Raw genomic sequence first — 23,808 nt, 5'->3', positions numbered from 1 at the left:
AATCGCCCAACTGAATCACTTTTTGTGCAGAGTTATAAGGATCAAGATGAATCCGAGCGTCATTCAGTGGAATGAAGACAATTTCTCGCAAGTTGAACGTTATCACGGCGTGGCTGTTGTGCGTTTTCATGCGCCGTGGTGCGGCCCTTGTCAAAGCAGCGAAAGTCTGTTTCTCCAGGCGGCAGACCGGCTACCGTCTGATGTATTAGTCGGTACAGTAAATGTCGTTCAGGCTCCGGTGCTGGCGGCGAAATATAGCGTCTGGGGGTTACCCAATACGCTTGTTTTCCGCGATGGTCAGGTGGTGGAGCGTCTCAGCGGCCCACAAACATTCAGCACTATTTTGGCAGCGATAATTCGCGCCCAGGCCCTCATCTGATGTCGATAGTTTCTCCGATAGTGGGGCCCGTCTTCTACGATCTCCTGCAGCATGGTCGGGAGATAGACAGCGCTATTGCACGCCGGGACGCCGGCTTGCTGAATCACTCTACGCCAGAACTTGAACGCTACTTTTCGCGACCACCTGGCGAACGTCCCCGGCAAAACCCATTTCCGGTCGCCGCGCTATTCCCACTGTTCTTAGTGGCTTTTGCATTCAATTTGCTACCATTTTTGCAGACGCTCCCGCCATTCTCTGCGCCGATACGGGTAGTGAGTTTCTTTGTACCAGCGCTTATGGTGGTTATTGTTCTGTTGACCAGCGGCGTGTTGCTGGCTCGCGGTTATACCCTCGGGCTGAAGGGATTTCTGGCGCTATTTCTTCTCCTCTCAGCGTCAACGGCGGCGCAAGCATTGCGAGCGATGGTTAGCGCAGGTGAAAGTCTCTGGCCGCTGGCGTTCGCCGCGCTGGCATTACTGTGTTGCCGGCTAATATTTAACCGCCAGGGATTCGTGCTGTTCGCGATTTATTGTCGTAGCCAGCGGTTGGCTCTTCTCGCGGACAAACTACGTCAGAAGCGCAGATAGAGAGCGGCGAAGACGGTGAGCAACCCCTGACTATCAACGGATAGCCAGGGATTTTGTTTATTGCGGGTAGTTAAACGCGTCAGGATGGTTTTCAAGGCTGCCGCTCAGCGCGGCAAACAGCACGGTTTTGCCATCAATCGACATCGCATCGCTGACGTTAAGCCAGGTCAGTTTTTCCTGCGATGTCTTCTCATCAACCACCGAGAAAACGCCCGACATCTGTTTGGATTTTTCCGACCAGATCACGGCGATACGTTCGCTTCCGCAATCGTGTGGTTTACAGGCGCTTAATACCTGCCAGGACTCAGAGCCCAGTTTCACGGTCTGTGCCGGAGAACCGGTACCGCCGCTGTTAACCCAGGCCGGGAGTTTATGGCCTTTCACCATCTGGCTGAACGACGCTTTGGTCGCATTATCTTTGGCAAGTGAAGTCAGCGTGACATCACTTTGCGCCATAACGCTGGCGGATGCGGTGAGTGCGACGATGGCGGCAAGTGCTTTGAACATGTTTCCTCCTGGAGTTGATATGTCCTCATTTCGGGCCCCTTAATAGTGGGCGCAGAGCATCATTAATGCAAATGAACATATTTATACAATGAATGTCATCGCCCGCGCAAAGCGTGGACTTATCCGGCTTTGACATGTCATGATGCACATTGGTTAAATTTTTGTATTAATAGCCGAGAGTGAAGGGCTAATACAAAAGGGCATATTTATTCAGGCGATAACGCATGGCGTATTTGAATCATCTGTTGACGTTTATTGAAAGTAATCCGGCATTAGCGATCGGCTTTAACCTTATTCTGCTGGTCGTCTCCGGCATCTTTGCCCATCTTTTGTGCAAGTTTTTGCTGATTAAAGTGATACGCAAGGTGTTCTTCGCCAGCCATAAGCAGGACGTACCGCTGGAAAAAGACCGCCGTATCGCCGAGAAACTGTCAAACTTCATTCCGGTTATTATCGTCTACTACGTTCTGCAGTTTATGCCCAATATGCCGGCATCGCTGGTAACGGCGATTAATACCATCTGCGGAATTTTGTTTTTTATTTTTCTGTCGATCTTCTTCAACGAAATGCTGGATATCGTCAATAGCTCTTATCTGCGTAAGACCAAGCGCAAAAACCACTCCATCAAAGGCTATATCCAGATAGGCAAAATCTTAGTTCACATTCTGGCCGCAATTATGATCCTCGCCGTGATGTCGAATAAATCACCGGTGATTATCATTTCCAGCCTCGGCGCCGTCGCGGCGGTGCTGATGTTAGTGTTTCAACATACCTTGCTGTCGCTGGTGGCCAACGTCCAGCTATCGTCCAACGATGTCCTGCAACTGGGCGACTGGATCGAAATGCCCGACAAGAACCTGAGCGGGGAAGTGACGGATATCGCGCTGCATACCATTACTATCCGTAACTGGGACAACACCATTTCGCGTATTCCGACCAAGAATTTCCTTACAGAAACGTATACCAACTGGCAGGCGATGTTCTCGTCCGGCGCACGGCGGATCATGCGTAGTATTAATATCGATCAGCACTCGGTGACCTTCCTGAATCAGGAGATGTTAACCCCGATGCTGGCAATCCGCGGGGTGAGTGAACCGCTCAGTAAATTACTGGATGGCCGGGATCCGGGCGGCGTCGCGGATCGCTGGTTTATTGATAACGGGTTGACTAACCTGACGCTGTTTCGCCATTACCTGATGAGCTATCTCGCCGAACGGCCAGATATCGTTAAAGATATGTACATCGTGGCGCGAACGTTAAAACCGTCGCCGTCCGGGCTGCCGCTGGAAATCTACTGCTTTACCTCCTCGACGTTATGGATGGATTACGAGAACACTCAGTCCGCTATTTTTGAATACATTACCGCCGTGGCCGGGCAGTTTTCACTGCGTCTTTACCAGTATCCCGCCGGGCATGATTTCTGGCGCTTATCGCAGGAAAACAGTTCACGGACTACGACACCGTCTTCAACGGAAGGGCCATAATTGGCGCGTATATCCATCTCGGCAACAGGATGTTCAGAGGATGCTGAAGTTCATTAAATACAGTTTGCTGCTCAGTGCGGCCGTCAGGGACAGAATAAAAACCAACGATCCGCAGCTGCTTGAAAAGCTTAAAGACAGATTAAAAGACCGGATGGGTATTCCGGTCGGCTGGCATATGTCAGGAATACCGCTGGTAGGGGCTATGATTCTGAGTATGTTCGCTTTTGCCCTAGCTCAACCTTATCTCTGGTTGGCGGTGTTCGAGCTATTTGGGCTGCCGCAGTATGCCGTGATGGCGGCGATTGTGCCTGTATCGCTAATTTATAGTCTGATAATGGTTCTGACGATGTACTTCGTTGCCAGAGGCAATTTTCTGGCGCTTAAATTATCACTGGCTTTGATGGCTTTTAGCGGTCTGCTTGCGATTGTTTATTTTCTTTCTGTTTGCCTGGGGGCATTATTCGGCGCCGGACTAAAACCAGGATTTCTCATTAGCGCCGTGCTGGGGCTAGTATTCATTTTAGGCGGTATCCGATGCATTAATAGCCAGACTTTTTACCGTGCAAACGCCCTTTATCTACATAACAGGGTCTGGCGAAAACAGCTTAATATTCAGCGCCAGACGCTGCGCCGCGCTTCACGTTAGAAAAGGGCGGCAACAGGCCAGTTTTAGCCTGGCCTTATTTTATAAATCAATAAGCAGATTCGTGCTGCGGCTGCGGGAGCAGCACAGCGCGACATGCTGCACGATGGCGCATTTTTCTGCTGCTGACTGCACCGTATCACGATGATCCACCTCTCCCTCAACCACCCTGGTCAGACAGGCGCCGCAAATCCCCATCTCACAGGAGAGCGGCACTGCCACACCATTTTCCTGCAATACCTGCGCAATGGTTTGATTGGCGGCGACAGGCCAGCACTGGCCAGAAGAGGCGAGCGTCACCGTAAACGACTCTTCCTGCCGAACGTCGTTGGCGGGCATTGACGCCTGAAACGCCTCCTCATGGATCTGCTCAGCATGCCAGCCTTGTATCGCCGCCGCCTGGCGCGCGGCGGCCATAAATCCCGCCGGCCCACACACGTAAAGCCGATCTTCACGATGAGGAACGCTCAACCTTCCAGGCAAATTTTCTCGCGGGCTCTCGCCTTTAGCTGAGCTATAAATCCTCACGTTTTCAGGTGCCAGCTTGCGGGTAATCGCGGCTACCAGGGCGCCGTTTTCAAGGCGGTTGAGGTAATACTGCAAGGTAAATGGCTTTCCTTGCGCCGCTAACGCCCGCGCCATGCTATACAGCGGCGTAATGCCAATCCCGGCGGCCAGCAGGGTGACATGTCGCGCCGTCTGCAGGGCAAACTGGTTTCGTGGTAGCGAAATCATCAGCCTCTGACCCGGTCGCAGCGTCTCATGGATGTAGCGCGAACCGCCGCGCGACTCTGCCGATCGCGCCACGCAAATCAGATAACGTTCCAGCCTGCGATGGCTCCCGGTGAGTGAGTACTGACGGGTCACGCTGTTCGCCAGATGCAGATCGATATGGGCGCCGGGCTGCCATGCGGGTAATGGACCGCCGTCAGTCGTCACCAACGTGACCGCCAGATTATGTTCGCCTTCACGCCAGAGACCATCGACAACCACCTCAATCAGATTACTCATCTTATAACTCCTTGCTCAGACCAGGAAAAACTCACCGAAACCCAGCCGCTTCAAGCCGCGACGGTAGGCAATTGAGCTACGGTCGGCTGGAATATGTGCTTCCAGGGTAAGATCCAGAGGTAGCGTCTCCGGGCGCTGGCTTTCAACCATCAGCCGGTCTTCTTCGAACACGCGAAGGTTGAAAGCGTAGATTTCCTCCACCGGCACATGCAGGTCGAAATTGCGGGCGATAGGGGCAAACATTCGCGTGACCCGTGATGAGACGGGCGAGGCGGCATTCATAATAACCAGCCGGGCTTCGCCGGGAAAATGAATCGTCAGGGTGGCGGTAAAGGGCAGATGCATCTCAAAGCGACGCAGCCATTGAAAACCCTCCGGAGCGCGGTAGCCGGCGCTTGCCGGATAATTGCCGACCGTGCTCCAGTAGTCGACGACAAACCCGTTCTCCGTTTCCTCAGGCAGGTAGTCAGGAACCTGTTGATTCTCCGCATCGGCGAAGGTGTCGGTATGGATCCACGCAAAATGCGCCACATCAAGAAACCCTTCAACCTGACGGCCTGCAAAGCCATTGACCTCAAACGCCGGACAGGTCAGTTGCTGGAATCCGTCGTCTGCCCAGTGTGGCATGGTCGGTAACCGCGGGGGATTGTCAGCATCATAATCGAGACACACCCACACCAGACCATAGCGTTCTTCCGCCGCGTAGCAGGTCAGATTTAATTTTGCCGGTATTGGCTGATTTGGGCTGGAGGGGATTCGGTTACAGCGGCCATCTTCCCCAAAGCGCAGGCCGTGATAAGGGCAAATAATGCCTTCTGCGTCATGAAAACCTAACGTCAATGGTACCCCGCGGTGGGGACAGACATCGCGGGCGACCACGACTCGTTCGTGCAGGCGATAGATAACCAGTTTTTCATCCAGCAGGGTGGCTTTCACCGGTTGCGGGCCGATATCAGCGCTGCGCGCCACCGGATGCCAGCATTTTGCCAGCCGCAGCCAGTCCTGGGGTTCAAAGGTGCAATGCGCGGGGGGCGCGAGCGGTTGTCTGTTCATCGTCTTGCTTCCTGATGGCTAAGTTGATTGTTTAATTGTTGTGAGTTTATTGTTGCCATAGTAGGGTGTTGACATCCATCAGCATTAATTCAGCTATCCGTTGCAAAAATCAGTACAGGTAACCGATGAGTCCTTTCTCGCGCTTTGCGAATTATTTTATGGAAGTGGCCCGCAGCGGCAGCCTGCGCCGGGCGGCGGAAAAACTGCATATTTCGGCTTCGGCGATTAACCGCCAGATACTGCAGGCTGAAGCGTCCTTCGGCACGCCGCTGTTTGAACGGCTGCCGGAAGGTTTGCGGATGACCACCGCAGGCGAGCTGTTGTATGACAATCTGCTGCGCTGGCAAAAAGAGTTTCGCGTGACCCAACAGAAATTTGATGAACTGCAGGGGCTAAAACGCGGAACGGTGAATGTCGGTATGGTGCAGGCGCTGGCCGAAGGGAGTTTTGCCGCGGCGCTGGCAGAGATTATCAACCAGTACGAGTGGCTGGAACTGATGTTGCAGGTCGCCGATAGCCAGAGCATCAGCGACAGAGTACGTCAGTCCGATGTCGATTTTGGTCTGATCCTCGATCCTGAAGGTCAGGCGGGTCTCAACGTACTGGCGTTTATTGAAATGGAAGTCGGAGTAGTACTGCATCCGCACCATCCTTTTGCCGCCGCGCCCGCGATCTCGCTGGGGGAACTTAGCGATGAACGGCATATTATTCCCGGCGCGCCGTTAATAGTGCATGACCGGGTGGCAATGCTCTATCACCATTATGATTTTTCGCCACCCAACACCGTTAGCTGCAATGATATTCGTCTGATTAAATCGCTGGTGCTTAAAGGCGGCGGGGTGACGGTCCTGAGCCTGCTGGATGTGCAGGACGAGGTAAACAACGGTTCGCTGGCGTTTGTGCCGCTGCGTAATAAGCTGCTGCGGCCTTTGACTCTGGCGCTATGCACCGCGCCATCGCGCCAGCTATCTCGTCCGGCGCAAATGGCGATTCAAAAACTAACGCTGGTGATGGAGGAGATGCGTAGCGCTGCTCACTCTCAGCCTAATGGCCCGCCCTGAATGGTTTCGCACAAGCCGTTGATAATACGCTCGCCGGTTTCCGTTTTCAGTTCCTGATACCAGGCTTTGGTTAACGCCATATCCTTACCGTGGGTGATATCACAGCGTTTACGCGCTTTGAGCACCAGGTCACGCACCCGTTCACAACGCAATGCTTCGTACTGGCGCAGCGCGGTGACAATATCGCTATTGTCGCGCAGTACATTACCCAGCACGACCGCGTCCTCCATCGCCGCGCAGCCGCCCTGGCCGATATCCGGCGTGGTGCTGTGCCCGGCATCGCCCAGTAGCGCCACCTTGCCACGCACCAGCTTATCAAAAGGTTCAATATCGTGAATTTCTATCCGGTTGGTGGTCTGCGGGTCGAGTACGGCGATAAGCTTTTGCACCGGCGGCGCCCAGCCGGCGAAGTAGCGGGTTAAATCGTCGCGCAGGGTGAGGCGATCTTCCGCTAACCCGGCCGGCAACGGCACATCGAAGAAGAAGTAGAAACGTCCGCCCGCCACCGGCATCAGCGACACGCGTTTCCCTTCGCCGACAAACGTCGTCCACTGATCGGCGGGAGCAATGGACTCATCAATATCGACCAGACCATTCCAGTTAACGTAACCGGCATAGCGGCGTTCCGGCGTATAGCCGAGCACATATGGCCGCAGCGCCGAATGGCTGCCGTCGGCGGCGATGACCATATCGCCGTGCGCCTCGCTACCATCGGTAAACCAGACGGTGACGCCGTCGGTATGTTCTTCCACGCGGGTGACCCGCTTGCCGAACTGCACCTGCTCACGCCCCCAGAAATCGAGCATCTCGCGCTGCAGTTCAGTTCGCGACACTGGCGAAGGGCGGCCCTGCGTACGTTCTACCAGCGGCGCGAGGCTGAAGCGTGTGAGCGTTTCCCCGCGTTGATACTCCTTATACGCCAGATAATGCATCGGGCCGCCATAAGCGTCGATGATCTCGCCCATCCCCAGGCGGTTCATACACTTGACGCCGTTGGGCCAGATAGAGATCGCGGCGCCAACCGGCTTAATCTCTTTTACCGCTTCGAACACTTCGCAGGCGATGCCTGCGTTACGGAGCGCCACCGCGGCGCTCAACCCGCCGATTCCCGCGCCAATCACGATTGCTTTCATTGTCTTCCCCTTAGGTGTGTTGTTTAAGGGGTTCAGCAATTTGCGTACCAGGTACCAGAACCTGCGAAATCAGCGGTAAACGGACGGGTGATGGCGGAGAGGTGCACTAAAGAAGGGCAAAGTTGCGATTATGTTGCCTTTTTATGAATCAAAGATTTCTTTTAGTGAATTAAGGAATCAAAAGTTTCAACGCCCCGCGCCAACGTTCGTTACAGAACACCCGCTCTTTAATTTAGCTATTTCACTGATAAATAAAAGATAAAACGATTTTTACGTGGATAAAGATAGAGGGAATAAGCAATGTGGCCTGCTTTGTGCACTACATCGTCAACGCTTATCCACGACGAGACGGTGACCCCATGTCTGATGAAAAGAACAGCAGCCTGCTTTATGGCCTGGAGCAGCGCATCCTGCCGCTGCCGGCCTTTTTTAGCGCCTTACAGCACGTGCTGGCGGGGCTGGTCGGCATTATTACGCCGCCGCTGATTATTGGCGCCGCGCTGGGACTTGGCGAATGGCTGCCATATTTAATTAGTATGTCGCTAATGGCTTCCGGGATTGGCACCTTTCTTCAGGCTAACCGCGTCTGGGGGATCGGTGCGGGGATGATCTGTATGCAGGGTACCAGCTTCGCTTTTCTCGGCGTAGCGATTGCCGGCGGCATGTGGGTAAAAGCACAGGGTGGCGGCCCGCAGGACATTATGGCCATGCTGTTCGGTGTTAACGTTGTTGCCGCGCTGGTACCGGTCGTCGTCAGCCGCTTTATCGAACCGCTGAAAAAACTCTTTACCCCGATTATTACCGGCAGCGTCATTGCGCTGATCGGCATTAGCCTGATAAAGGTCAGTATTATTAACTGGAGCGGCGGCGAGCACGCGAAGGATTTCGCCAGCCCGGGCAATATCGCATTGGGCGGCATAACGTTAGGGATTATCGTGGTGCTGAGCTGCGCGAAAAACCGCTGGCTGCGTTTATCGTCGGTGGTCATCGGCATGGCGGTGGGCTGTATCGCCGCCGCGCTAAGCGGGAAATTTCATCTGGCGCCGATCGGCGATAGCTGGTTTCGTCTGCCGGCGATATTTCCTTTTGGCTTTCAGTTTAATAGCGCCATATTTTTACCGGTCGCGCTGGTATCGCTGGTTTGCATTCTTGAAGCAGTCGGCGATTTAACCGCCAACTGCCTGATCTCAAAACAGTCCATTGATGACGGCGCGTTTCGCTCACGCCTGAAAGGCGGGATCCTCGCGGATGGCATTAGCTGCCTGATCGCCGCGGCGATCTGCGCGTTTCCCAATACCACCTTCGCGCAGAATAACGGCGTCATCCAGATGACCGGCGTCGCCAGCCGCTATGTCGGGCGTTATATTGGCATATTGCTGATTCTGCTTGGGCTGTTTCCTCCCTTTGGCGAGATCCTGCGCCAGATCCCCACGCCGGTGTTAGGCGGCGCGACGATGGTCATGTTTGGCTGTGTCGTGGCGGCCGGGATCCGCATCATCACCCAGAACCCGCTAACCCGCCGCGATATGCTGATTGTTGGCCTGGCATTTGGTTTTGGCCTCGGCATTGAGGCGGTTCCCGCTTTCCTTGCCCATTTCCCGCCTATCATCGGCAACCTGTTTGGATCTGCGGCCACCAGCGGTGGGCTGGTGGCGATTGTACTGAATCTGATTATTCCGCAAGAGAAAGCCGCCATGACGGCAGCGGCAAGGAGCAATGATGATAACACTCAACCACTTTAATCAGCTGCCGCAGGCGGAAGCCATTCGCCAGCTTGAACCCTGCGTGGCGCTCCCCGCCTGGCGCGAAGCGCTGGCGCTGGAGCGGCCCTATGCCACACTGGCGGCCTTAACGGATCGCGCGCAACAACTGACGCAGCACTGGGGAGAGGCAGAACTGGCGCGGGCGCTCTGCGCCCACCCGCGGATCGGGGAAAAGCCGACGGGCGGGGAAGCGCATGCCGCGCTGTCTCGCCAGGAGCAGGCGGAGGTTAATGCCGACGATGCCGCTATCGCCCGGGCGCTGAAAGAAGGGAACGCCCGTTACGAAGCCCGCTTTGACCGCGTGTTTCTAATCCGCGCCAAAGGGCGCAGCGCCGCCGAAATCCTGCAGGCGCTGACCCAACGGCTGACCCATAATGACGCGCAGGAAATTGAAGCGGCGCTGGAACAATTACGTGAAATCACCTTACTCAGACTGGCGGGAGTTATTAGCGAATGATCACCCTGAGCACCCATATTCTTGATATTTCTACCGGCAAGCCCGCACAAGGCGTGGCGGTCACCCTGTTATGCGAAGGGCGCAGCCTGGCATCAGGCGTGACAGACAGCCATGGCCGCCTGGGCGAGCTGGCGACGGGACAACTGCGTCCCGGAAACTATCAGCTGGTGGCCGAACTGCAATCGTGGTTTGCGCGCGATGGCCGCCAGACCCTGTACCGGCAGGCGCAGATCGATTTTATGATTACCATTGATGACAAAGACCATTTTCATCTGCCATTTTTAATTGCCCCCGGCGGCTGGTCGACCTATCGCGGAAGTTAAGTTGAGTCCGCCGCCCGGCCAGAATGAAGCGCCGGGCAGCGGTTCAGCCTTCGTTACACCATACCTGTTGGCCATTGACCCAGGTTTCACTAATGTTCCGTTCATCGCCTAAGGTCATCAATACAAACAGCTGCTCATAGACATCATGACAGCGTGCGCCGCGCAGCTTTTGTAGCGGCGTTACCGCCGGGTCGATAACCACCAAATCGGCCTCTTTTCCCGACTGGAAATTACCAATTTTGTCATCCAGGCGTAACGCATGCGCGCCGCCCAACGTCGCATGATAAAACGCTTCGCTAGCGCGCAGGCGATAGCTCTGTAGCTGCGCCACTTTATAGGCCTCGCCGAGGGTGCGCAGCAGGCTGAAGGTGGTTCCGGCGCCAACATCGCTGCCGATGCCAATCCGGACTTGATGTTGCCAGCTGGCGGGCAGGCGAAATAGCCCGCTACCCAGAAACAGGTTTGACGTCGGGCAAAAGGCGATTGCCGAACCGGTCTCATGCAGACACCGCCACTCTTTCTCCGCCAGATGGATCCCGTGGGCGAAGACGCTGCGCGCACCGGTCAATTGATAGTGATGATAAACATCAAGATAGTGCTCATGCTCCGGCCATAACTGCTTTACCCACGCGATTTCATTAAGGTTTTCACTCAGATGGGTATGCAGCCAGGTATCAGGAAACTCCTCCCGCAGCCGCTGAACTGCTTGTAGCAGCTCCGGTGTGGAAGTGGGAGCGAAACGCGGCGTAATGGCGTAGCCCAGACGGCCTCGCCGGTGCCAGCGCTGGATCAGTTCGCGGGTCTGGCAATAGCTTTGTTCGGCGGTTTCGGTTAAATACTCCGGCGTATGGCGATCCATCATCACCTTACCGGCCAGCAGGCGCATATTCAGGCGCAACGCCTCGGTAAACAGAGCCTCCACGGACGCCGGATGAAGCGTACAAAATACCAGCGCGGTGGTGGTGCCATGGCTGAGCAACTGGTTGACAAAAAAACGGGCGATATCTGCCGCGTACCGTTCATCGGCAAACTGGCTTTCCACCGGAAAGGTATAAGTGGTCAGCCATTCCAGCAGCTGTTCGCCAAAGGCGCCGATCATTTCGGTTTGAGGATAATGAATATGGGCGTCGACAAACCCCGGCAGTAGCAGTTTGCCGCGCAGATCGCGATAGCCTTTATGTGGATCGAGTAATGCTTCGCCTTCCTGCCATGGCAGTAGCGCCTGAATCTTCCCAGCGTAAATAAACAGCACGCCATCATCAATATATCGCGCGTAGCGGGCGATATCGTCAGCGTTGGCGGCGGGTTGGCTAATATCAAAAAACGCACCGCGTAGCGCGGTGTGGTATTCCAGCATGGTGCCGCCTTATTTGAGTGGTGATGTATCCGTTGTGCAAATTTAATGCCAGGAAGCCGCGGCAGGCGCCGCGGCCGGTTGGGATTATTCTTTCTGCGCCAACGCGCCGGGGGTGAAGCGGGCGGAGGAAGCAGCCTGCCGCTCGTCGCGGGCAATCCAGCGATACAGGCTGCCGCTTAGCAGTACGCCGATGAACCAGCTAAAATTGGCCTCCTCATGCAGAGCGGGAATAAAGCTGATAATCAGGCCGACCGCCACCGAGGGCAGCAGCGCGGCGATGGCCTTCGGGTTAAAGCCGTTGCGGTACCAGTATTTGCCTTTCGGGGTATCATCGAAAAGATCGTCGATCGATACCTGTCCGCGTTTAATCAAATAGAAATCAACCAGCAGAATGCCAAACAACGGCCCGATAAACGCTCCCAATACATCCAGGGTGTAGTGGATAAGTTCTGGGGAGTTAAACAGATTCCACGGGGTGAGCAGTATCGAGCCGACGGCGGCAATCATCCCGCCGGTGCGGAAGCTGATTTTTTGCGGCGCGCAGTTGGAAAAATCAAATGCCGGCGAGACGAAGTTGGCGACAATATTGATGCCGATAGTGGCGGTGATCATGGTCAGCAGGCCGATGGCCACCGCCAGATCGTTACCCACATGGCTCACCGTTTCAATCGGGTCGGTGATCATCCGGCCAAATAAAGATTGCGTCCCGGAGACGATTACTACGGTCACCACCGAGAACAGCAGGAAATTAAACGGCAGCCCCCAGCGGTTGCCGCGGCGAATTTCGCCCATGCTTCTGGCATAACGGGAGAAATCGCCAAAATTAAGCAGCGGACCGGAGAAGTAGGAGACCACCAGCGCGGTGGCGGTGATCATCTGCCAGCTTTGCTCACCGGCGGTCAGCGTCTTACTGGCGAGGGTAAAGGAGATACCATCGAGGCCTGTCTTGTATACAATCCAGCCCGCTAGCGCCAGCATCACCACATATACCGCCGGGCCGGCGATATCAATAAAGCGCTTAATCGCGCTCATGCCGTGCCAGAACACCATCGCCTGCAACAGCCACATGGTGGCGAAACAGATCCAGCCAAGCGATGAAAGACCCAGCAATGACGTTTGCGTCATTGCCGCCAGCGAGGGCCAGAACTTCAGCAGCACCAGCATTAAGGCGTTCGCAGCCAGATAGGTTTGGATCCCGTACCAGGCGAAAGCAATCAGCCCGCGTATCACCGCTGGAATATTGGCGCCGAAGACGCCGAACGCCTGACGGCAGATGACCGCATAGGGCACGCCGGCAATCTGGCTGGGCTTGGCCACCAGATTGGCGCAAAGCTGGACGATAACAATTCCGGCCAACAGGCAGATAAGTACCTGCCAGCTCGCCAGACCCAGCGTAAAGAAACTCGCCGCCACCACATAGCCGCCCATGCTATGCACGTCCGACATCCAGAAAGAAAAAATGTTGTACCAGTTCCAGTTTTGCTCGCGCGTCGGCGCCAGATCCTCGTTGCAAAGACGCGGGCTGTAGCCTGATGCCGGGTCTCCGGCGTTGAGCTGATGCGTGTTTTGTGTATTTGGCATGGATCCTGCTCCTCTGAAGACAAACGTTTTGCCGTTGATAGCGGAAGGCGTTGCAGGATCCAGGCCAGAATAGTTAATTTTGTATACAAAATATTTATTTTATGTATACGATTTGATATCGAAATGGAAAGTGGAGTGGACCAATGGGCAATGAAAATCCGCTGCAGGCCGCAGCCGGACTGCATGACAAGGATGAGTCTATCTACGAAGCCTTGCTGACTGCGATTGTCGAGCAACAACTGCTGCCGGGCAGCAAATTGCCGGAAGAGGCGCTGGCGGAGGTGTTCGGCATCAGCCGCACAGGAGTACGCAAAGCGCTGCAACGACTCGCCGCTGTGCAAATGGTGACATTAACGCCCAAACGTGGTGCACAGGTCGCCAGTCCGACGGTTGACGAGGCACGGGAAATATTCCGCACCCGTGCGCTACTGGAAGTAGCGAATCTGCCGGATGTACTTCAACGCTGCCAGCCTCCGCATCTGGCGGCGCTGGAAGCCATTATTCAGCAGGAGCAACTGGCGCATGAGGCCTATGATGGTCCGGCCGCTATCCGCCATTCCGCTAATTTTCATATTCAGTTACAGGCCATTTCCGGCAACCAGGTGCTAACGGAGATGGTCACCCGGCTCAGTCAACGCTCATCGCTGGTGATTGCCGCCTGGGGCGCGCCGTGGCGGCAAGGGTGCCGCTGCGATGACCACGAGCGCCTTGTCGGCCTGTTACGCGAAAAAGCGCTGACCGCGCTGACCGAGGCGCTAAATCATCACTTTGAACACATCGTCGCCAGTTTATGTTTTTCCCGCACGGGGGAGTCAGTCCCCGATTTCGCCCTGCTGTTTGCCGGTTATAAGGAGCGGTAATGTCCACCATCTGTATACAAGTCATCAATCCCAATACCGATCCCGGTATGACGCAAACTATCGCCGAGGCGGCCCGCGCCGCGGCGTCGCCAGGAACCGATATTGTCGCGGTCTGTCCACCAGACGGCGTGCCGTCGATTGAAGGGCATTTTGACGAAGCTATCGCCGCCGTCGGCGTGCTGGAGCAAATAAAAGCCGGGCGGCAGCAGGGCGTTTCCGGGCACGTTATCGCCTGTTTTGGCGATCCGGGGTTACTTGCCGCCCGTGAACTGGCCCAGGGGCCGGTTATTGGTATTGCCGAAGCGGCGATGCATATGGCGACGCTGGTCGCTACCCGCTTCTCGGTGGTCACTACCTTGCCGCGCACGCTGATTATCGCTCGCCACCTGCTACATCAGTATGGTTTCCATGAGCATTGCGCCGGTCTGCATGCGATCGATCTACCGGTGCTGGCGCTGGAAGATGGCAGCGGCGTGGCGCAGGAAAAAGTACGCGCCCGCTGTATTCAGGCGCTACAGGAAGATGGCTGCGGCGCTATCGTGCTGGGCTGCGGCGGCATGGCGACCCTGGCGCAGCAACTGACCCGGGAACTTCAGGTACCCGTTATTGATGGCGTCAGCGCGGCGGTGAAGATGGTGGAATCTCTGGTGTCGCTAGGCCTGACAACCAGCAAGCACGGCGATTTAGCTTATCCGGAACGTAAAACTCTTAGCGGTAAATTTGCCGTGTTTAATGATTAAATGAAGGGGTGGGAGATGATACCAGCAGCAGAATTATATCCGCGCGATTTGCGCGGCTACGCGGGAAAGCCGCCGCACGCGCAGTGGCCAAACCAGGCGCGTATCGCGGTGCAGTTTGTGCTTAATTACGAAGAAGGCGCCGAGAATCACGTCCTGCACGGCGATGCGGGTTCTGAACAGTTTCTCTCCGATATCATCGGCGCTGCCAGCTATCCCGACCGCCATATGTCGATGGACTCATTGTATGAATATGGCAGCCGCGCGGGTTTCTGGCGTATCCATCATGACTTTCAGGAGCGGGGGTTACCGCTGACGGTGTTTGGCGTGGCAATGGCGCTGGCGCGTCATCCGGATATCGTCGCGGCGATCAAAGCGGCCAACTACGATGTGGTCAGCCACGGGTGGCGTTGGATCCACTATCAGCATATGGCGATTGAACAGGAGCGCGACCATCTGCATAAAGCGGTGCAGGTGCTGACCGACCTGTTTGGCAAACCGCCCACCGGCTGGTACACAGGGCGCGATAGCCCTAACACCCGGCAACTGGTGGTCGAACATGGCGGATTTGATTACGACAGCGACTATTATGGCGATGATTTGCCGTTCTGGACGGAAGTGCCTTGCGCCGACGGGCAGCGTAAACCGCATCTCATCGTGCCTTACACGCTCGATGCCAACGATATGCGCTTTGCCACCGCTCAGGGGTTTAATACCGCTGAACAGTTTTATACCTATCTGAAAGACAGCTTTGATGTGCTGTACGCGGAAGGTGAAACGTCGCCGAAAATGATGTCTATCGGCATGCACTGCCGGTTGCTGGGCCGCCCCGGACGCTTCCGCGCTCTGCAACGTTTTCTCGATTACGTGCAGCAGCATGAGCGCGTGTGGATTTGTACCCGCCAGCAGATTGCCGACCACTGGCGGCGGGTGCATCCGTACCAGCCATAGCGGCAGACCCATTGCGCCGTTATTTGTCGGGTGGCGGCTAACGCCTTACCCGACCTACGGTCCGTGCGGCCTGCCTTTAATTTATTCACCATGATGACTGACACTACTGGTGCTAGCGATCTCAAAATCCCCGGTGGCGCTGCCGCTTACCGGGGCTACAGCACAATGCGATTTGGTAGCCCGGAGAAGGCGCAACGCGCCGCGTCCGGGAAAACCTCTTAAAAAAGTTGCAAATCGATAACAGTATCTACGCCGGCATGTGATCTGTAGGCCTGCTAAGCGCAGCGCAAGCAGGGGGCGACAACGGCATCAATGTCCCATCAAACTAACCTGTGCGGCAACGATACGCCAGCCGCAGGCAAACCGAACCCAGGTTTGTTGCTGACGGCCGATACGTTCGCTGCCTTCACGGCTGAACTCGGTACTGCATACCGCATAATCCTCCCCATAGGTGGTGATCACCGTATGGCGTAACTCCCGCGCAAGCCCTGCGGCGGGGCGCGCGGCGCGGAAGGCGCGGATCTCATCAATACCATACAGATTCTCCCCGGCGCCGAGGCGAACCGTGCGCGTATCGTGCCAGAACAACGCATCAAGCAACGCGATATCGTTACTCACCAGTGCCTGTTCATAGCGATAAAAAGCCGCCGTTACTTCGGCGACCACCTGCGGAATATTGATTTCTTGCGACGCGATCATGCGGCTACCTCCACCGGGCGGGAATCGGTCATTCCCATCGCTTCCAGCGCATAGGCGGCGCGCAGACAGGCCTGTTCATTAAACGGTGCGGCAATTAACTGCACCCCGACAGGCAGCCCTGTCGCGGTACGTAGCGGGACGGTTACCACCGGCAGACCGATAAAGGAGATTGGTTGAGTGAGCATGCCCATGCTGGCGCGTATCGGTAAAGACTCGCCGTTGATCTCCATCGTCTGCTCGCCAATAAGCGTGGCGCTGCATGGTGTTGCTGGGGCGATGAGCACGTCGGCATGGGTGAATAGCGACGCGACTTGCTGCTGAGCGTGGCGACGAAAGCGCTGCGCCTGCAGGTACCAGGCGGAAGGGATCATCGCGCCCGCCAGCAGACGTTCGCGCGAGTGCGGTTCAAAGCGCTCCGGCTCACGCCGTAAGGCTGGCAGGTACTGGTTTCCGCCTTCAGAAGCGCTAATGATAAAAGCAGAAGCGCGCGCCAGCTCCGCCTCGGGGAAGAGATACTCTTCAGAGGCTTCGAGATAGCGGGCGACGCGAGCCACCGCCGCGCGGGCATCGTCATCGCACCAGCGGCTGAAATAGCCGCCTAAAACCGCGCAACGCAGCCCCTGGAGGCCATATCGCAGATGCGGCGTAGCAGGGGTGACGCCGCGTTCGGCCTGAAAACCGTCATTAACGTCTCGCCCCTGAAGAACATCGTAGACTGTGGCTAAATCCTCTACCGTACGGGCAAACGGACCAATATGATCGAGGCTGGGAACAAAAGGGTGGCTGCCGGTACGCGACAGACGGCCGAAGGTTGGCTTGAGACCAAAAATCCCGCTCAGGGATGCCGGAACGCGGATTGAACCATTGGTGTCGCTACCGAGCGAGAAATTAACCAGCCCGGCGGCGACCGCCGCCGCTGAGCCGCCGGAGGATCCGCCGGCAATGCGGTTAAGATCGTGCGGATTGCGCGTCGCGCCATAGTGGCTGTTTTCCGTAGTAAAACCGTAAGCATAGGCGTCCATATTCAGCATCCCGCTGAGCAGGCCGCCTGCGGTATGGATTTGACTTACCGCCCAGCTATCGACGCGGGCAGGCGGGTTATTGCTGAACAGTTGCGCGCCGGCGAGGGTGGTTTCTCCCGCGACATCAAACAGATTTTTGACCGCGTAGGGAATGCCTGCCAGCGCAGGTAGCGGCTGATTCGTGCGCCGTAGGGCATCAATGGCGTCCGCTTCGTCGAGCATCCGTTTCCCGGTGACAGTCGTCCAGGCATTGAGCAGTGGGTTACTTTGCGCAATATCATCAAGCGTCTGGCGAGCCAGCTCTCTGGCGCTAAATTCACCGCGACTCAGCGACTGCTGAATGTCGGCAATGGTCATCTGATGTAGCTTCATGCTTTATACACTCCGGCGATTTCCAGACGCTGATCGAGCGGATAGGCCATCAGCGGTTCAGCCATATCGGCAATGCGGCGAAATTGCGCCAGCAGCTCAGCGCGGCGCGATTCATCCAGTTCAAGGGCGAGGATCTGTTCCATCTGTAGAAGCCAGTCGCGCCACTCTTTTTCGGTTTGTTTCATGCTTCTCCCCCTAATAGCCAGCGGCGGTGCCGTTACTGCGCGGGTCAGACGCGCCTTCAAACAGGCCGTCAGGATGGCGGACAATGGCCCCGGCATGTCCCATGGCCTCGCTGAAGTCGGCCAGTACCTCAACCTCATGCCCCAGGTCCCTGAGCCGGGCGAGGGTTTGCGGCGCAAAGCGGCCTTCTACTTTTAGTGAGTCCGAGGTCTGTCCCCAGGTGCGTCCAAGCAGCCAGCGCGGACGAGAAATACTCTCCTGAAGCGGGACATTCTGCAGGATATAGCGGGTGAAAAGCGCCGCCTGCGTCTGCGGCTGCCCGTCGCCGCCCATTGAGCCATAAACCATCACCCGGCCATCGTTCAGGCGCGCGGCGGCGGGATTAAGGGTATGGAAGGGTTGCTTGCCCGGCGCCAGGGCCAGCAAATGCGCCGGGTCCAGGCTGAACGACGCACCGCGGTTTTGCCAGACAATACCGCTGTCCGGAAGTACCACGCCGCTGCCAAACTCATGGTAGAGACTCTGGATAAAGGAAACCGCCAGCCCGCTACTATCCATCACGCCCATCCAGACGGTATCGCCGGGGCCTTTGCCTGCGCCCCATGGCGCGGCGCGCTGGTCGTCGATCTTCTCCGCCAGCGGTTGTAACGCCTGCGGGGACAGCAGGCTTTGAATATCCACGTCCAGATGCTGCGGGTCGGTAATATGTTTATCTCGCAGGCTAAAGGCCTGTTTTGTCGCTTCCACGATACGGTGGATGGTCTGCGCATCGTCGGCCTGTTCCATCGCCAGCCGGTCAGTGATGCCGAGGATGGCCAGCGATACCAGCCCCTGCGTCGGCGGCGCCAGGTTCCATAACTCACCGTGTTGATGCTGTAGCCGCAGTGGTTGCGGACGGCGCGCGCGATGCTGGCGCAGATCGTCAAGCGTAATAGGCAGGCCATAACGGGCCATGCCGGCCGCCAGTTGTTCCGCCAGAGAGCCGCGATAGAAACTATCAAGCCCTTCCGCAACCAGCCGTTTTAGCGTGGAGGCCAGCGCAGGCTGACAAAAGCGGCTGCCGCTTTGCGGAGGGCGGCCATTGACCAGAAAGGTCTCAGCGAAGCCCGGCTGGCGCTGAAGTTCATCTAATTTTCCGGCGGTGGCGCTGGCTTGCGAGGCGGTCACCGGAATACCGTTATCGGCATAGCCAATCGCGTCCTGTAACAGGCGCGAAAGCGGTAGTGATTTACCGGTCAGCGAGTGTGAAACTTTCAGCGCCTCATCCCAGCCGCTGACGGTGCCGGCGACGGTCAGGGCGGATTGTGGGCCGCGATGCGGGATGTGCGTTAGTCCGGCATAGGCTTCCGGCGTCGCCAGTGAACCCGCGGCGCCGCTGGCGTCAATGGCGATCGGATCGCCCTGCGGCGGTACGATCAGCCAGAACCCATCGCCGCCTAAACCATTCATATGCGGATAGACGACCGCGATGGTCGCGGCGGCGGCGACCATCGCTTCTATTGCGCTTCCGCCTTCGCGCAGCACGGACAGCGCGCTTTGGCTAGCCAGATGATGGGGGGCGACCGCCATCCCCTGGGTCGAGAAATGACTCTGCATAACTTATCCTCGTAACGAATCGTGCAGCCACTGCTGCAAAAGCTGTTCCACTTTGAAAAGAAAGTTTCAATGTTGCGGCTGGCGTTGTCTTTTCTCATTGTGGCATGCATTGTGAAGGGGGTTAGCGGTATAGTTCAGTGAAACAAAAGTTACAGAGGCGCTATGGAACAACTCGATGAACGGCTGAAAGCGCAATATGCGTCGTTGTCACCCCAGGAGCAGCGGGTGGCGGATTTCATTGTCGACCACTTTGACGACCTGATTAGCTACAACAGCGCCGAGCTGGCCCAACTGAGCGGGGTATCAAAAGCGACGGTAAGCCGTCTGTTTAAACGGCTGGGATATGAAAAGTATCGCGATATGCGCGATGAGCTGCGCACGTTACGCCAGAGCGGGATGCCGTTGACCGATCATCGCGAGGCGGTGCAGGGTAATACGCTGCTGGCGCGGCATTATAAACAGGAGATGGCAAACCTGACGCAGTGGGTAAACGCGCTGGATGCCCGGCAGTTTGCCGAAGCCATTAACGCGCTGGTCAAGGCCAGGCGCGTCGTCATTATTGGCATGCGAAACTCCTGGCCGCTGGCGCTGCATTTGCGCCAGCAGTTGCTTCAGGCGCGCGGGCAAGTGGTGGTGCTGCCGCAACCGGGGCAAAGCCTAAGTGAAGAGCTGGTCGATATAAGCGCGGAAGATATCGTGGTGGTGATGGCGTTTCGCCGTAGGCCGCGAATTATTCGTCCTCTGATGCAGCAACTGCAACAGCGGGGAGTTCCGCAGCTGCTAATCTGCGAGCCGCAGGCGCATAGCCTGTTTCCGCTGGCGTGCTGGCGGTTATGCGCCCCGCTGGATAGCGTTTCGGCTTTCGACAGCTACGCGTCGGCCAATAGTCTTATCAACCTGCTGGCGAACGCCTTGCTACATGAAATTCTCGATAGCGGTCGCCCGCGCATTCATGACATCGCCACGTTATACCAGCAGTTGGATGAGCTTGAACAACGATAATGGGGAGCCAGTCTGGTGCTTTGCACCTTTTTGGTGCCAAAGTGCGGTAAGGAGAAGGGCGACTCTTCTTACCGCCATGGTTAATATTCGCGTCATTTCTCGCTAAAAGCCGATTAGGCAGCGCAAATTTCTTTTGTCCGTATCTGGCACATTAGTTGCAGAAGTTTATTTAAAGAATCTTTTGTTTCATACTAACGTAACGGGTAATGATGATGAAAAAACTGCTGATTGCGCTGACCGGGGCCGCTTGTCTGTTGACACAAATCACCGCCGCACACGCGGACCAACTCCAGGATATTGAAAAACGCGGGGTGATCCGCATCGCCGTTCCCCAGGATTTCCCGCCGTTTGGTTCTGTCGGCACCGATCTCCAGCCACAGGGGTATGACATTGATATGGCCCGCTATCTGGCAAAGCAGATGAAGCTAAAACTGCAGCTGGTTCCGGTGAGCAGCGCCAACCGGGTACCGTATCTGCAGACCGATAAAGTGGATCTGGTGATCTCAAGCCTGGGTAAGAACGCCGAGCGGGAAAAGGTCATTGATTTCAGCCAACCCTACGCGCCGTTTTTCCTTGGCGTCTTCGGCCCGCAGGGAGCTGCCCTGAAAGACGCAGCCGAACTGAGCGGTAAGAGCATCGGCGTGACCCGCGGCGCGGTGGAAGATATGGTCCTGACCAGCATTGCGCCGAAAGCGGCGCAGATTAAGCGTTACGAAGATAACAACACCACGCTGTCGGCCTGGCTTTCTGGTCAGGTGCAATACGTGGCGACGGGTAATCTGGTGGTGGCGGCTATCTCGCGGCAAAACCCGGCGAAAGCCCCGGTCGCCAACTTTATGCTTAAGGATTCACCGTGCGTGATTGGCCTGAAAAAAAATGAACCGGCGCTGAAGGAAAAGGTGAATGCCTTAATCGCGCAGGGCATTAAAGACGGCACCCTCAATACGTTATCGCAGCAGTGGCTGAAAGCGCCGTTGCCCAGCGACTTTGCCGCTTAAGGTACGGCGATGACGGAGCAATTACATTTTTCCGCGCTTTGGCCTTATTGGCCGGAGCTCGTTGCGGGACTCTGGGTTACTATCCAACTCACTGTACTCGCCACGCTCGGCGGCCTGGCCATCGGGATTATCGGTGCGGCTCTGCGTAGCGGACGGACAAGCTGGCTGAGTCGGATATGGGGGGCTTACGTTGAGGTTATCCGTAATACGCCGTTCGTGGTTCAACTGTTCTTTATTGTCTTCGGCCTGCCGAATCTGGGATTGAAGATGACGGCGGGCGAAGCGGCGCTGCTGGCGATGATCGTCAACCTGGGCGCCTACAGTACGGAGATCGTCCGCGCCGGGATCCAGGTGACGCCAAAAGGGCAGTGGGAGGCCGGCCGGGTACTGGGGCTAAGCCGGAGTCAGACCTTTATTCAGGTGGTTTTACCGCCGGCGTTGCAGCGTATTTACCCGGCGCTGGTGAGCCAGTGCATTATCGTAATGCTCGGATCGTCGGTGGTATCGCAGGTCTCTTATGAAGAGCTGACCTTTGCCGCCAACTTAATTCAATCGCGAACGTTTTTGAGCTTCGAGGTGTATCTGGTGACGACCGGTCTCTATTTAGCGTTATCGATAGCGATGCGCCAGCTGCTAATGGCGGCTGGACGTAGATGGCTGAGGGTACAGGCATGATGACAACCTTTACCGACTGGGACATCGTACGCAACCTGCTGCTGGCCGGACGCTGGACCGTGCTGCTATCGCTGACGGCCTTTATTGGCGGCGCGCTGGTGACATTACCGCTGTTGCTGCTGCGCCTGCGGGGTAAATTGTGGCTGCAGCGCCTCATTCGCGGCTATATCGAGCTTTTTCAGGGGACGCCATTGCTGATGCAGCTGTTTCTCGCCTTTTTCGGCGTGGCGTTATTCGGGATCGATGTGTCGCCGTGGACCGCCGCCGCCCTGGCGCTGACCCTCTATACCAGCGCCTTTTTGCTGGATATCTGGTACGGCAGTATCCGGGCCTTGCCGAAAGGACAGTGGGAGGCATCGCGTTGTCTGGGGTTAAATTTCACCCAGACGTTGTGTCGCGTGGTGGCGCCGCAGGCGGTGCGTATTGCCATCGCCCCCACCGTGGGTTTCGCCGTACAGGTAATAAAGGGCACCGCGCTGGCGTCGATTATCGGTTTCGTCGAGCTCACCAAGGCTGGCACCATGCTCACCAACGTGACATATCAGCCGTTTAAAGTTTTCGCGCTGGTCGCGCTGGGCTACTTCATCTTGTGTTATCCGCTGTCCCGTTACAGCCGCTATCTGGAGAATAAATTCAATGCCGCTCATCACCATTAATCAGGTGCAGAAATTCTACGGCGATAATCACGTGCTGAAGGGAGTTGATCTCGATATCAATATGGGTGAGGTGATCTCCATCATCGGCCGAAGCGGCTCGGGGAAAAGCACTTTATTGCGCTGCATTAACGGGCTGGAGGGGTACCAGGAAGGCAGTATTAAGCTCGGCGGCATGACCATTACCGACAGCGATTCGCAGGCGCGGGAGATTAGCCGCTCCGTTGGCATGGTATTCCAGAACTTCAATTTATTTCCGCATATGACGGCGCTGGAAAACGTGATGCTGGCGCCGCGGCGGGTATTGAAAAAAAAGCCTGCCGAATGCCGCGAACTGGCGCAGCAAATGCTGGTTAAAGTCGGGCTTGGCGATCGGCTGGATTTCTATCCCTCCAGCCTCTCCGGCGGGCAACAGCAGCGGGTAGCTATCGCCCGCGCGCTGGCGATGTCGCCAAAAGTTTTACTCTGCGACGAAATCACCTCCGCGCTGGATCCGGAACTGGTGGGCGAGGTGCTCAAAGTGCTGGAACAGCTGGCCGCGGAAGGAATGACGCTGATTCTGGTTACCCATGAAATGAATTTTGCCCGTGAAGTCGGCGACCGGGTGGTGTTTATGCACCAGGGGCGAGTCTGGGAGCAGGGCGACAGCAAAACGCTGTTCAGCCAGCCGCAAACCAATGAACTCAAACAATTTATCTCCTCCGTGCGCGGACTGAATTAA

General features: G+C 56.4%; 26 protein-coding genes. 16 read left to right on the top strand and 10 right to left on the bottom strand.

The window, feature by feature from the left end; genetic code table 11:
- The first annotated feature begins 46 nt into the window (after positions 1-46).
- Positions 47-379 carry a thioredoxin family protein gene (locus PGR29_RS01500; RefSeq protein ID WP_045394330.1) on the top strand — a complete coding sequence of 111 codons (333 nt, stop codon included), beginning with the start codon at positions 47-49 and terminating at the stop codon, positions 377-379.
- The gene (locus tag PGR29_RS01495; protein WP_316423912.1) at positions 379-966 is read left to right on the top strand and encodes a hypothetical protein; all 588 of its coding nucleotides are present in this window, start codon (positions 379-381) and stop codon (positions 964-966) included. The genes PGR29_RS01500 and PGR29_RS01495 overlap by 1 nt, the downstream gene beginning before the upstream one ends.
- A gap of 57 nt (positions 967-1,023) precedes the next feature.
- On the opposite strand, the gene ivy is transcribed toward PGR29_RS01495, so the two are convergent.
- Positions 1,024-1,473 carry an Ivy family C-type lysozyme inhibitor gene (gene ivy / locus PGR29_RS01490; protein WP_316423911.1) on the bottom strand — a complete coding sequence of 150 codons (450 nt, stop codon included), beginning with the start codon at positions 1,471-1,473 and terminating at the stop codon, positions 1,024-1,026.
- A 224-nt stretch (positions 1,474-1,697) separates the two neighbouring features.
- Between ivy and PGR29_RS01480 the strand changes: the two genes are divergently transcribed.
- Together PGR29_RS01480 and PGR29_RS01475 are read left to right on the top strand one after the other, a co-directional pair.
- The gene (locus PGR29_RS01480; protein WP_410477019.1) at positions 1,698-2,957 is read left to right on the top strand and encodes a mechanosensitive ion channel family protein; all 1,260 of its coding nucleotides are present in this window, start codon (positions 1,698-1,700) and stop codon (positions 2,955-2,957) included.
- Positions 2,958-2,997: 40 nt separating this feature from the next.
- Positions 2,998-3,603 carry a hypothetical protein gene (locus PGR29_RS01475; RefSeq protein WP_316423909.1) on the top strand — a complete coding sequence of 202 codons (606 nt, stop codon included), beginning with the start codon at positions 2,998-3,000 and terminating at the stop codon, positions 3,601-3,603.
- 39 nt (positions 3,604-3,642) lie between these two features.
- Here PGR29_RS01475 and PGR29_RS01470 read toward each other — a convergent pair whose 3' ends face one another.
- Together PGR29_RS01470 and hpxD are read right to left on the bottom strand one after the other, a co-directional pair.
- Complete coding sequence (locus PGR29_RS01470) at positions 3,643-4,611, bottom strand: PDR/VanB family oxidoreductase (protein ID WP_316423908.1); 969 nt, start codon at positions 4,609-4,611, stop codon at positions 3,643-3,645.
- Positions 4,612-4,626: 15 nt separating this feature from the next.
- Positions 4,627-5,664 (bottom strand): molybdenum cofactor-independent xanthine hydroxylase subunit HpxD, encoded by a 1,038-nt coding sequence (hpxD, locus tag PGR29_RS01465; RefSeq protein ID WP_271032525.1) that lies wholly within the window; start codon positions 5,662-5,664, stop codon positions 4,627-4,629.
- 125 nt (positions 5,665-5,789) lie between these two features.
- On the opposite strand from hpxD, the gene hpxR reads away from it, so the two are divergent.
- Positions 5,790-6,725 carry a LysR family hpxDE operon transcriptional regulator HpxR gene (hpxR, locus tag PGR29_RS01460; protein ID WP_316423907.1) on the top strand — a complete coding sequence of 312 codons (936 nt, stop codon included), beginning with the start codon at positions 5,790-5,792 and terminating at the stop codon, positions 6,723-6,725.
- Here the strand turns inward: hpxR and hpxO are convergent.
- Complete coding sequence (gene hpxO, locus PGR29_RS01455) at positions 6,704-7,858, bottom strand: FAD-dependent urate hydroxylase HpxO (protein ID WP_046883854.1); 1,155 nt, start codon at positions 7,856-7,858, stop codon at positions 6,704-6,706. The genes hpxR and hpxO overlap by 22 nt on opposite strands.
- 359 nt (positions 7,859-8,217) lie before the next feature.
- Between hpxO and PGR29_RS01450 the strand changes: the two genes are divergently transcribed.
- From PGR29_RS01450 to uraH, 3 genes are read left to right on the top strand one after another with little or no spacing between them, the layout of a single operon-like run.
- A complete protein-coding gene (locus PGR29_RS01450) occupies positions 8,218-9,600 on the top strand; it encodes a nucleobase:cation symporter-2 family protein (RefSeq protein ID WP_316423906.1) in 1,383 nt (460 codons plus the stop codon).
- Entirely contained in the window at positions 9,578-10,078 is a 501-nt protein-coding gene (gene uraD / locus PGR29_RS01445; RefSeq protein ID WP_316423905.1) for a 2-oxo-4-hydroxy-4-carboxy-5-ureidoimidazoline decarboxylase, read from the top strand. Before PGR29_RS01450 ends, uraD begins: the two co-directional genes overlap by 23 nt.
- Complete coding sequence (uraH, locus tag PGR29_RS01440; protein ID WP_316423904.1) at positions 10,075-10,401, top strand: hydroxyisourate hydrolase; 327 nt, start codon at positions 10,075-10,077, stop codon at positions 10,399-10,401. Before uraD ends, uraH begins: the two co-directional genes overlap by 4 nt.
- A gap of 43 nt (positions 10,402-10,444) precedes the next feature.
- Here uraH and guaD read toward each other — a convergent pair whose 3' ends face one another.
- Together guaD and PGR29_RS01430 are read right to left on the bottom strand one after the other, a co-directional pair.
- A complete protein-coding gene (guaD, locus tag PGR29_RS01435; protein WP_316423903.1) occupies positions 10,445-11,758 on the bottom strand; it encodes a guanine deaminase in 1,314 nt (437 codons plus the stop codon).
- An 84-nt stretch (positions 11,759-11,842) separates the two neighbouring features.
- Positions 11,843-13,339 carry an NCS1 family nucleobase:cation symporter-1 gene (locus PGR29_RS01430; protein WP_316423902.1) on the bottom strand — a complete coding sequence of 499 codons (1,497 nt, stop codon included), beginning with the start codon at positions 13,337-13,339 and terminating at the stop codon, positions 11,843-11,845.
- A gap of 143 nt (positions 13,340-13,482) precedes the next feature.
- Here PGR29_RS01430 and PGR29_RS01425 point away from each other — a divergent pair, with 143 nt between their 5' ends.
- The 3 genes from PGR29_RS01425 to puuE are packed head-to-tail and all read left to right on the top strand — an operon-like array spanning position 13,483 to position 15,887.
- The gene (locus PGR29_RS01425; protein WP_316423901.1) at positions 13,483-14,199 is read left to right on the top strand and encodes a GntR family transcriptional regulator; all 717 of its coding nucleotides are present in this window, start codon (positions 13,483-13,485) and stop codon (positions 14,197-14,199) included.
- A complete protein-coding gene (hpxA, locus tag PGR29_RS01420) occupies positions 14,199-14,939 on the top strand; it encodes an allantoin racemase (protein ID WP_015705420.1) in 741 nt (246 codons plus the stop codon). The genes PGR29_RS01425 and hpxA overlap by 1 nt, the downstream gene beginning before the upstream one ends.
- 15 nt (positions 14,940-14,954) lie before the next feature.
- On the top strand, positions 14,955-15,887 hold the full coding sequence (puuE, locus tag PGR29_RS01415; RefSeq protein WP_316423900.1) for an allantoinase PuuE: 933 nt from the start codon (positions 14,955-14,957) through the stop codon (positions 15,885-15,887).
- A gap of 309 nt (positions 15,888-16,196) precedes the next feature.
- Here the strand turns inward: puuE and hpxZ are convergent, their stop codons facing one another.
- From hpxZ to hpxW, 4 genes are read right to left on the bottom strand one after another with little or no spacing between them, the layout of a single operon-like run.
- A complete protein-coding gene (gene hpxZ, locus PGR29_RS01410) occupies positions 16,197-16,586 on the bottom strand; it encodes an oxalurate catabolism protein HpxZ (RefSeq protein WP_316423899.1) in 390 nt (129 codons plus the stop codon).
- The gene (locus PGR29_RS01405) at positions 16,583-17,980 is read right to left on the bottom strand and encodes an AtzE family amidohydrolase (protein ID WP_316423898.1); all 1,398 of its coding nucleotides are present in this window, start codon (positions 17,978-17,980) and stop codon (positions 16,583-16,585) included. Before PGR29_RS01405 ends, hpxZ begins: the two co-directional genes overlap by 4 nt.
- Complete coding sequence (gene hpxX, locus PGR29_RS01400) at positions 17,977-18,165, bottom strand: oxalurate catabolism protein HpxX (protein ID WP_015366605.1); 189 nt, start codon at positions 18,163-18,165, stop codon at positions 17,977-17,979. The genes PGR29_RS01405 and hpxX overlap by 4 nt, the downstream gene beginning before the upstream one ends.
- A 10-nt stretch (positions 18,166-18,175) precedes the next feature.
- The gene (gene hpxW, locus PGR29_RS01395) at positions 18,176-19,759 is read right to left on the bottom strand and encodes an oxamate amidohydrolase (protein ID WP_316423897.1); all 1,584 of its coding nucleotides are present in this window, start codon (positions 19,757-19,759) and stop codon (positions 18,176-18,178) included.
- A 162-nt stretch (positions 19,760-19,921) separates the two neighbouring features.
- On the opposite strand from hpxW, the gene hpxU reads away from it, so the two are divergent.
- The 5 genes from hpxU (at position 19,922) to PGR29_RS01370 (ending at position 23,808) form a co-directional block, all read left to right on the top strand.
- The gene (gene hpxU, locus PGR29_RS01390) at positions 19,922-20,761 is read left to right on the top strand and encodes a MurR/RpiR family transcriptional regulator HpxU (RefSeq protein WP_015366608.1); all 840 of its coding nucleotides are present in this window, start codon (positions 19,922-19,924) and stop codon (positions 20,759-20,761) included.
- Positions 20,762-20,973: 212 nt separating this feature from the next.
- On the top strand, positions 20,974-21,759 hold the full coding sequence (locus PGR29_RS01385) for a transporter substrate-binding domain-containing protein (protein WP_271032592.1): 786 nt from the start codon (positions 20,974-20,976) through the stop codon (positions 21,757-21,759).
- 9 nt (positions 21,760-21,768) lie between these two features.
- On the top strand, positions 21,769-22,434 hold the full coding sequence (locus PGR29_RS01380) for an amino acid ABC transporter permease (RefSeq protein ID WP_087860779.1): 666 nt from the start codon (positions 21,769-21,771) through the stop codon (positions 22,432-22,434).
- A complete protein-coding gene (locus PGR29_RS01375) occupies positions 22,434-23,090 on the top strand; it encodes an amino acid ABC transporter permease (RefSeq protein ID WP_162750154.1) in 657 nt (218 codons plus the stop codon). The genes PGR29_RS01380 and PGR29_RS01375 overlap by 1 nt, the downstream gene beginning before the upstream one ends.
- A complete protein-coding gene (locus PGR29_RS01370) occupies positions 23,071-23,808 on the top strand; it encodes an amino acid ABC transporter ATP-binding protein (protein WP_015705410.1) in 738 nt (245 codons plus the stop codon). The genes PGR29_RS01375 and PGR29_RS01370 overlap by 20 nt, the downstream gene beginning before the upstream one ends.

The sequence above is a fragment of the Klebsiella sp. 141203 genome, assembly GCF_032601985.1.
In the GTDB taxonomy this organism is placed as follows: domain Bacteria; phylum Pseudomonadota; class Gammaproteobacteria; order Enterobacterales; family Enterobacteriaceae; genus Klebsiella; species Klebsiella aerogenes.
This window is presented reverse-complemented; position numbering and strand designations above follow the sequence as displayed.

What these genes read in the sequence shown, in the direction of transcription:
- hpxA (WP_015705420.1), top strand. Translation starts at nt 14,199, where the DNA reads ATGTCCACCATCTGTATACAAGTCATCAATCCCAATACCGATCCCGGT.
- PGR29_RS01385 (WP_271032592.1), top strand. Translation starts at nt 20,974, where the DNA reads ATGAAAAAACTGCTGATTGCGCTGACCGGGGCCGCTTGTCTGTTGACA.
- PGR29_RS01470 (WP_316423908.1), bottom strand. Translation starts at nt 4,611, where the DNA reads ATGAGTAATCTGATTGAGGTGGTTGTCGATGGTCTCTGGCGTGAAGGC.
- PGR29_RS01370 (WP_015705410.1), top strand. Translation starts at nt 23,071, where the DNA reads ATGCCGCTCATCACCATTAATCAGGTGCAGAAATTCTACGGCGATAAT.
- hpxZ (WP_316423899.1), bottom strand. Translation starts at nt 16,586, where the DNA reads ATGATCGCGTCGCAAGAAATCAATATTCCGCAGGTGGTCGCCGAAGTA.
- PGR29_RS01375 (WP_162750154.1), top strand. Translation starts at nt 22,434, where the DNA reads ATGACAACCTTTACCGACTGGGACATCGTACGCAACCTGCTGCTGGCC.
- hpxO (WP_046883854.1), bottom strand. Translation starts at nt 7,858, where the DNA reads ATGAAAGCAATCGTGATTGGCGCGGGAATCGGCGGGTTGAGCGCCGCG.
- hpxU (WP_015366608.1), top strand. Translation starts at nt 19,922, where the DNA reads ATGGAACAACTCGATGAACGGCTGAAAGCGCAATATGCGTCGTTGTCA.
- PGR29_RS01430 (WP_316423902.1), bottom strand. Translation starts at nt 13,339, where the DNA reads ATGCCAAATACACAAAACACGCATCAGCTCAACGCCGGAGACCCGGCA.
- ivy (WP_316423911.1), bottom strand. Translation starts at nt 1,473, where the DNA reads ATGTTCAAAGCACTTGCCGCCATCGTCGCACTCACCGCATCCGCCAGC.
- PGR29_RS01475 (WP_316423909.1), top strand. Translation starts at nt 2,998, where the DNA reads ATGCTGAAGTTCATTAAATACAGTTTGCTGCTCAGTGCGGCCGTCAGG.
- PGR29_RS01495 (WP_316423912.1), top strand. Translation starts at nt 379, where the DNA reads ATGTCGATAGTTTCTCCGATAGTGGGGCCCGTCTTCTACGATCTCCTG.
- PGR29_RS01480 (WP_410477019.1), top strand. Translation starts at nt 1,698, where the DNA reads ATGGCGTATTTGAATCATCTGTTGACGTTTATTGAAAGTAATCCGGCA.
- hpxR (WP_316423907.1), top strand. Translation starts at nt 5,790, where the DNA reads ATGAGTCCTTTCTCGCGCTTTGCGAATTATTTTATGGAAGTGGCCCGC.
- PGR29_RS01500 (WP_045394330.1), top strand. Translation starts at nt 47, where the DNA reads ATGAATCCGAGCGTCATTCAGTGGAATGAAGACAATTTCTCGCAAGTT.
- PGR29_RS01450 (WP_316423906.1), top strand. Translation starts at nt 8,218, where the DNA reads ATGTCTGATGAAAAGAACAGCAGCCTGCTTTATGGCCTGGAGCAGCGC.
- PGR29_RS01425 (WP_316423901.1), top strand. Translation starts at nt 13,483, where the DNA reads ATGGGCAATGAAAATCCGCTGCAGGCCGCAGCCGGACTGCATGACAAG.
- PGR29_RS01405 (WP_316423898.1), bottom strand. Translation starts at nt 17,980, where the DNA reads ATGAAGCTACATCAGATGACCATTGCCGACATTCAGCAGTCGCTGAGT.
- uraH (WP_316423904.1), top strand. Translation starts at nt 10,075, where the DNA reads ATGATCACCCTGAGCACCCATATTCTTGATATTTCTACCGGCAAGCCC.
- guaD (WP_316423903.1), bottom strand. Translation starts at nt 11,758, where the DNA reads ATGCTGGAATACCACACCGCGCTACGCGGTGCGTTTTTTGATATTAGC.
- hpxX (WP_015366605.1), bottom strand. Translation starts at nt 18,165, where the DNA reads ATGAAACAAACCGAAAAAGAGTGGCGCGACTGGCTTCTACAGATGGAA.
- hpxW (WP_316423897.1), bottom strand. Translation starts at nt 19,759, where the DNA reads ATGCAGAGTCATTTCTCGACCCAGGGGATGGCGGTCGCCCCCCATCAT.
- puuE (WP_316423900.1), top strand. Translation starts at nt 14,955, where the DNA reads ATGATACCAGCAGCAGAATTATATCCGCGCGATTTGCGCGGCTACGCG.
- hpxD (WP_271032525.1), bottom strand. Translation starts at nt 5,664, where the DNA reads ATGAACAGACAACCGCTCGCGCCCCCCGCGCATTGCACCTTTGAACCC.
- uraD (WP_316423905.1), top strand. Translation starts at nt 9,578, where the DNA reads ATGATAACACTCAACCACTTTAATCAGCTGCCGCAGGCGGAAGCCATT.
- PGR29_RS01380 (WP_087860779.1), top strand. Translation starts at nt 21,769, where the DNA reads ATGACGGAGCAATTACATTTTTCCGCGCTTTGGCCTTATTGGCCGGAG.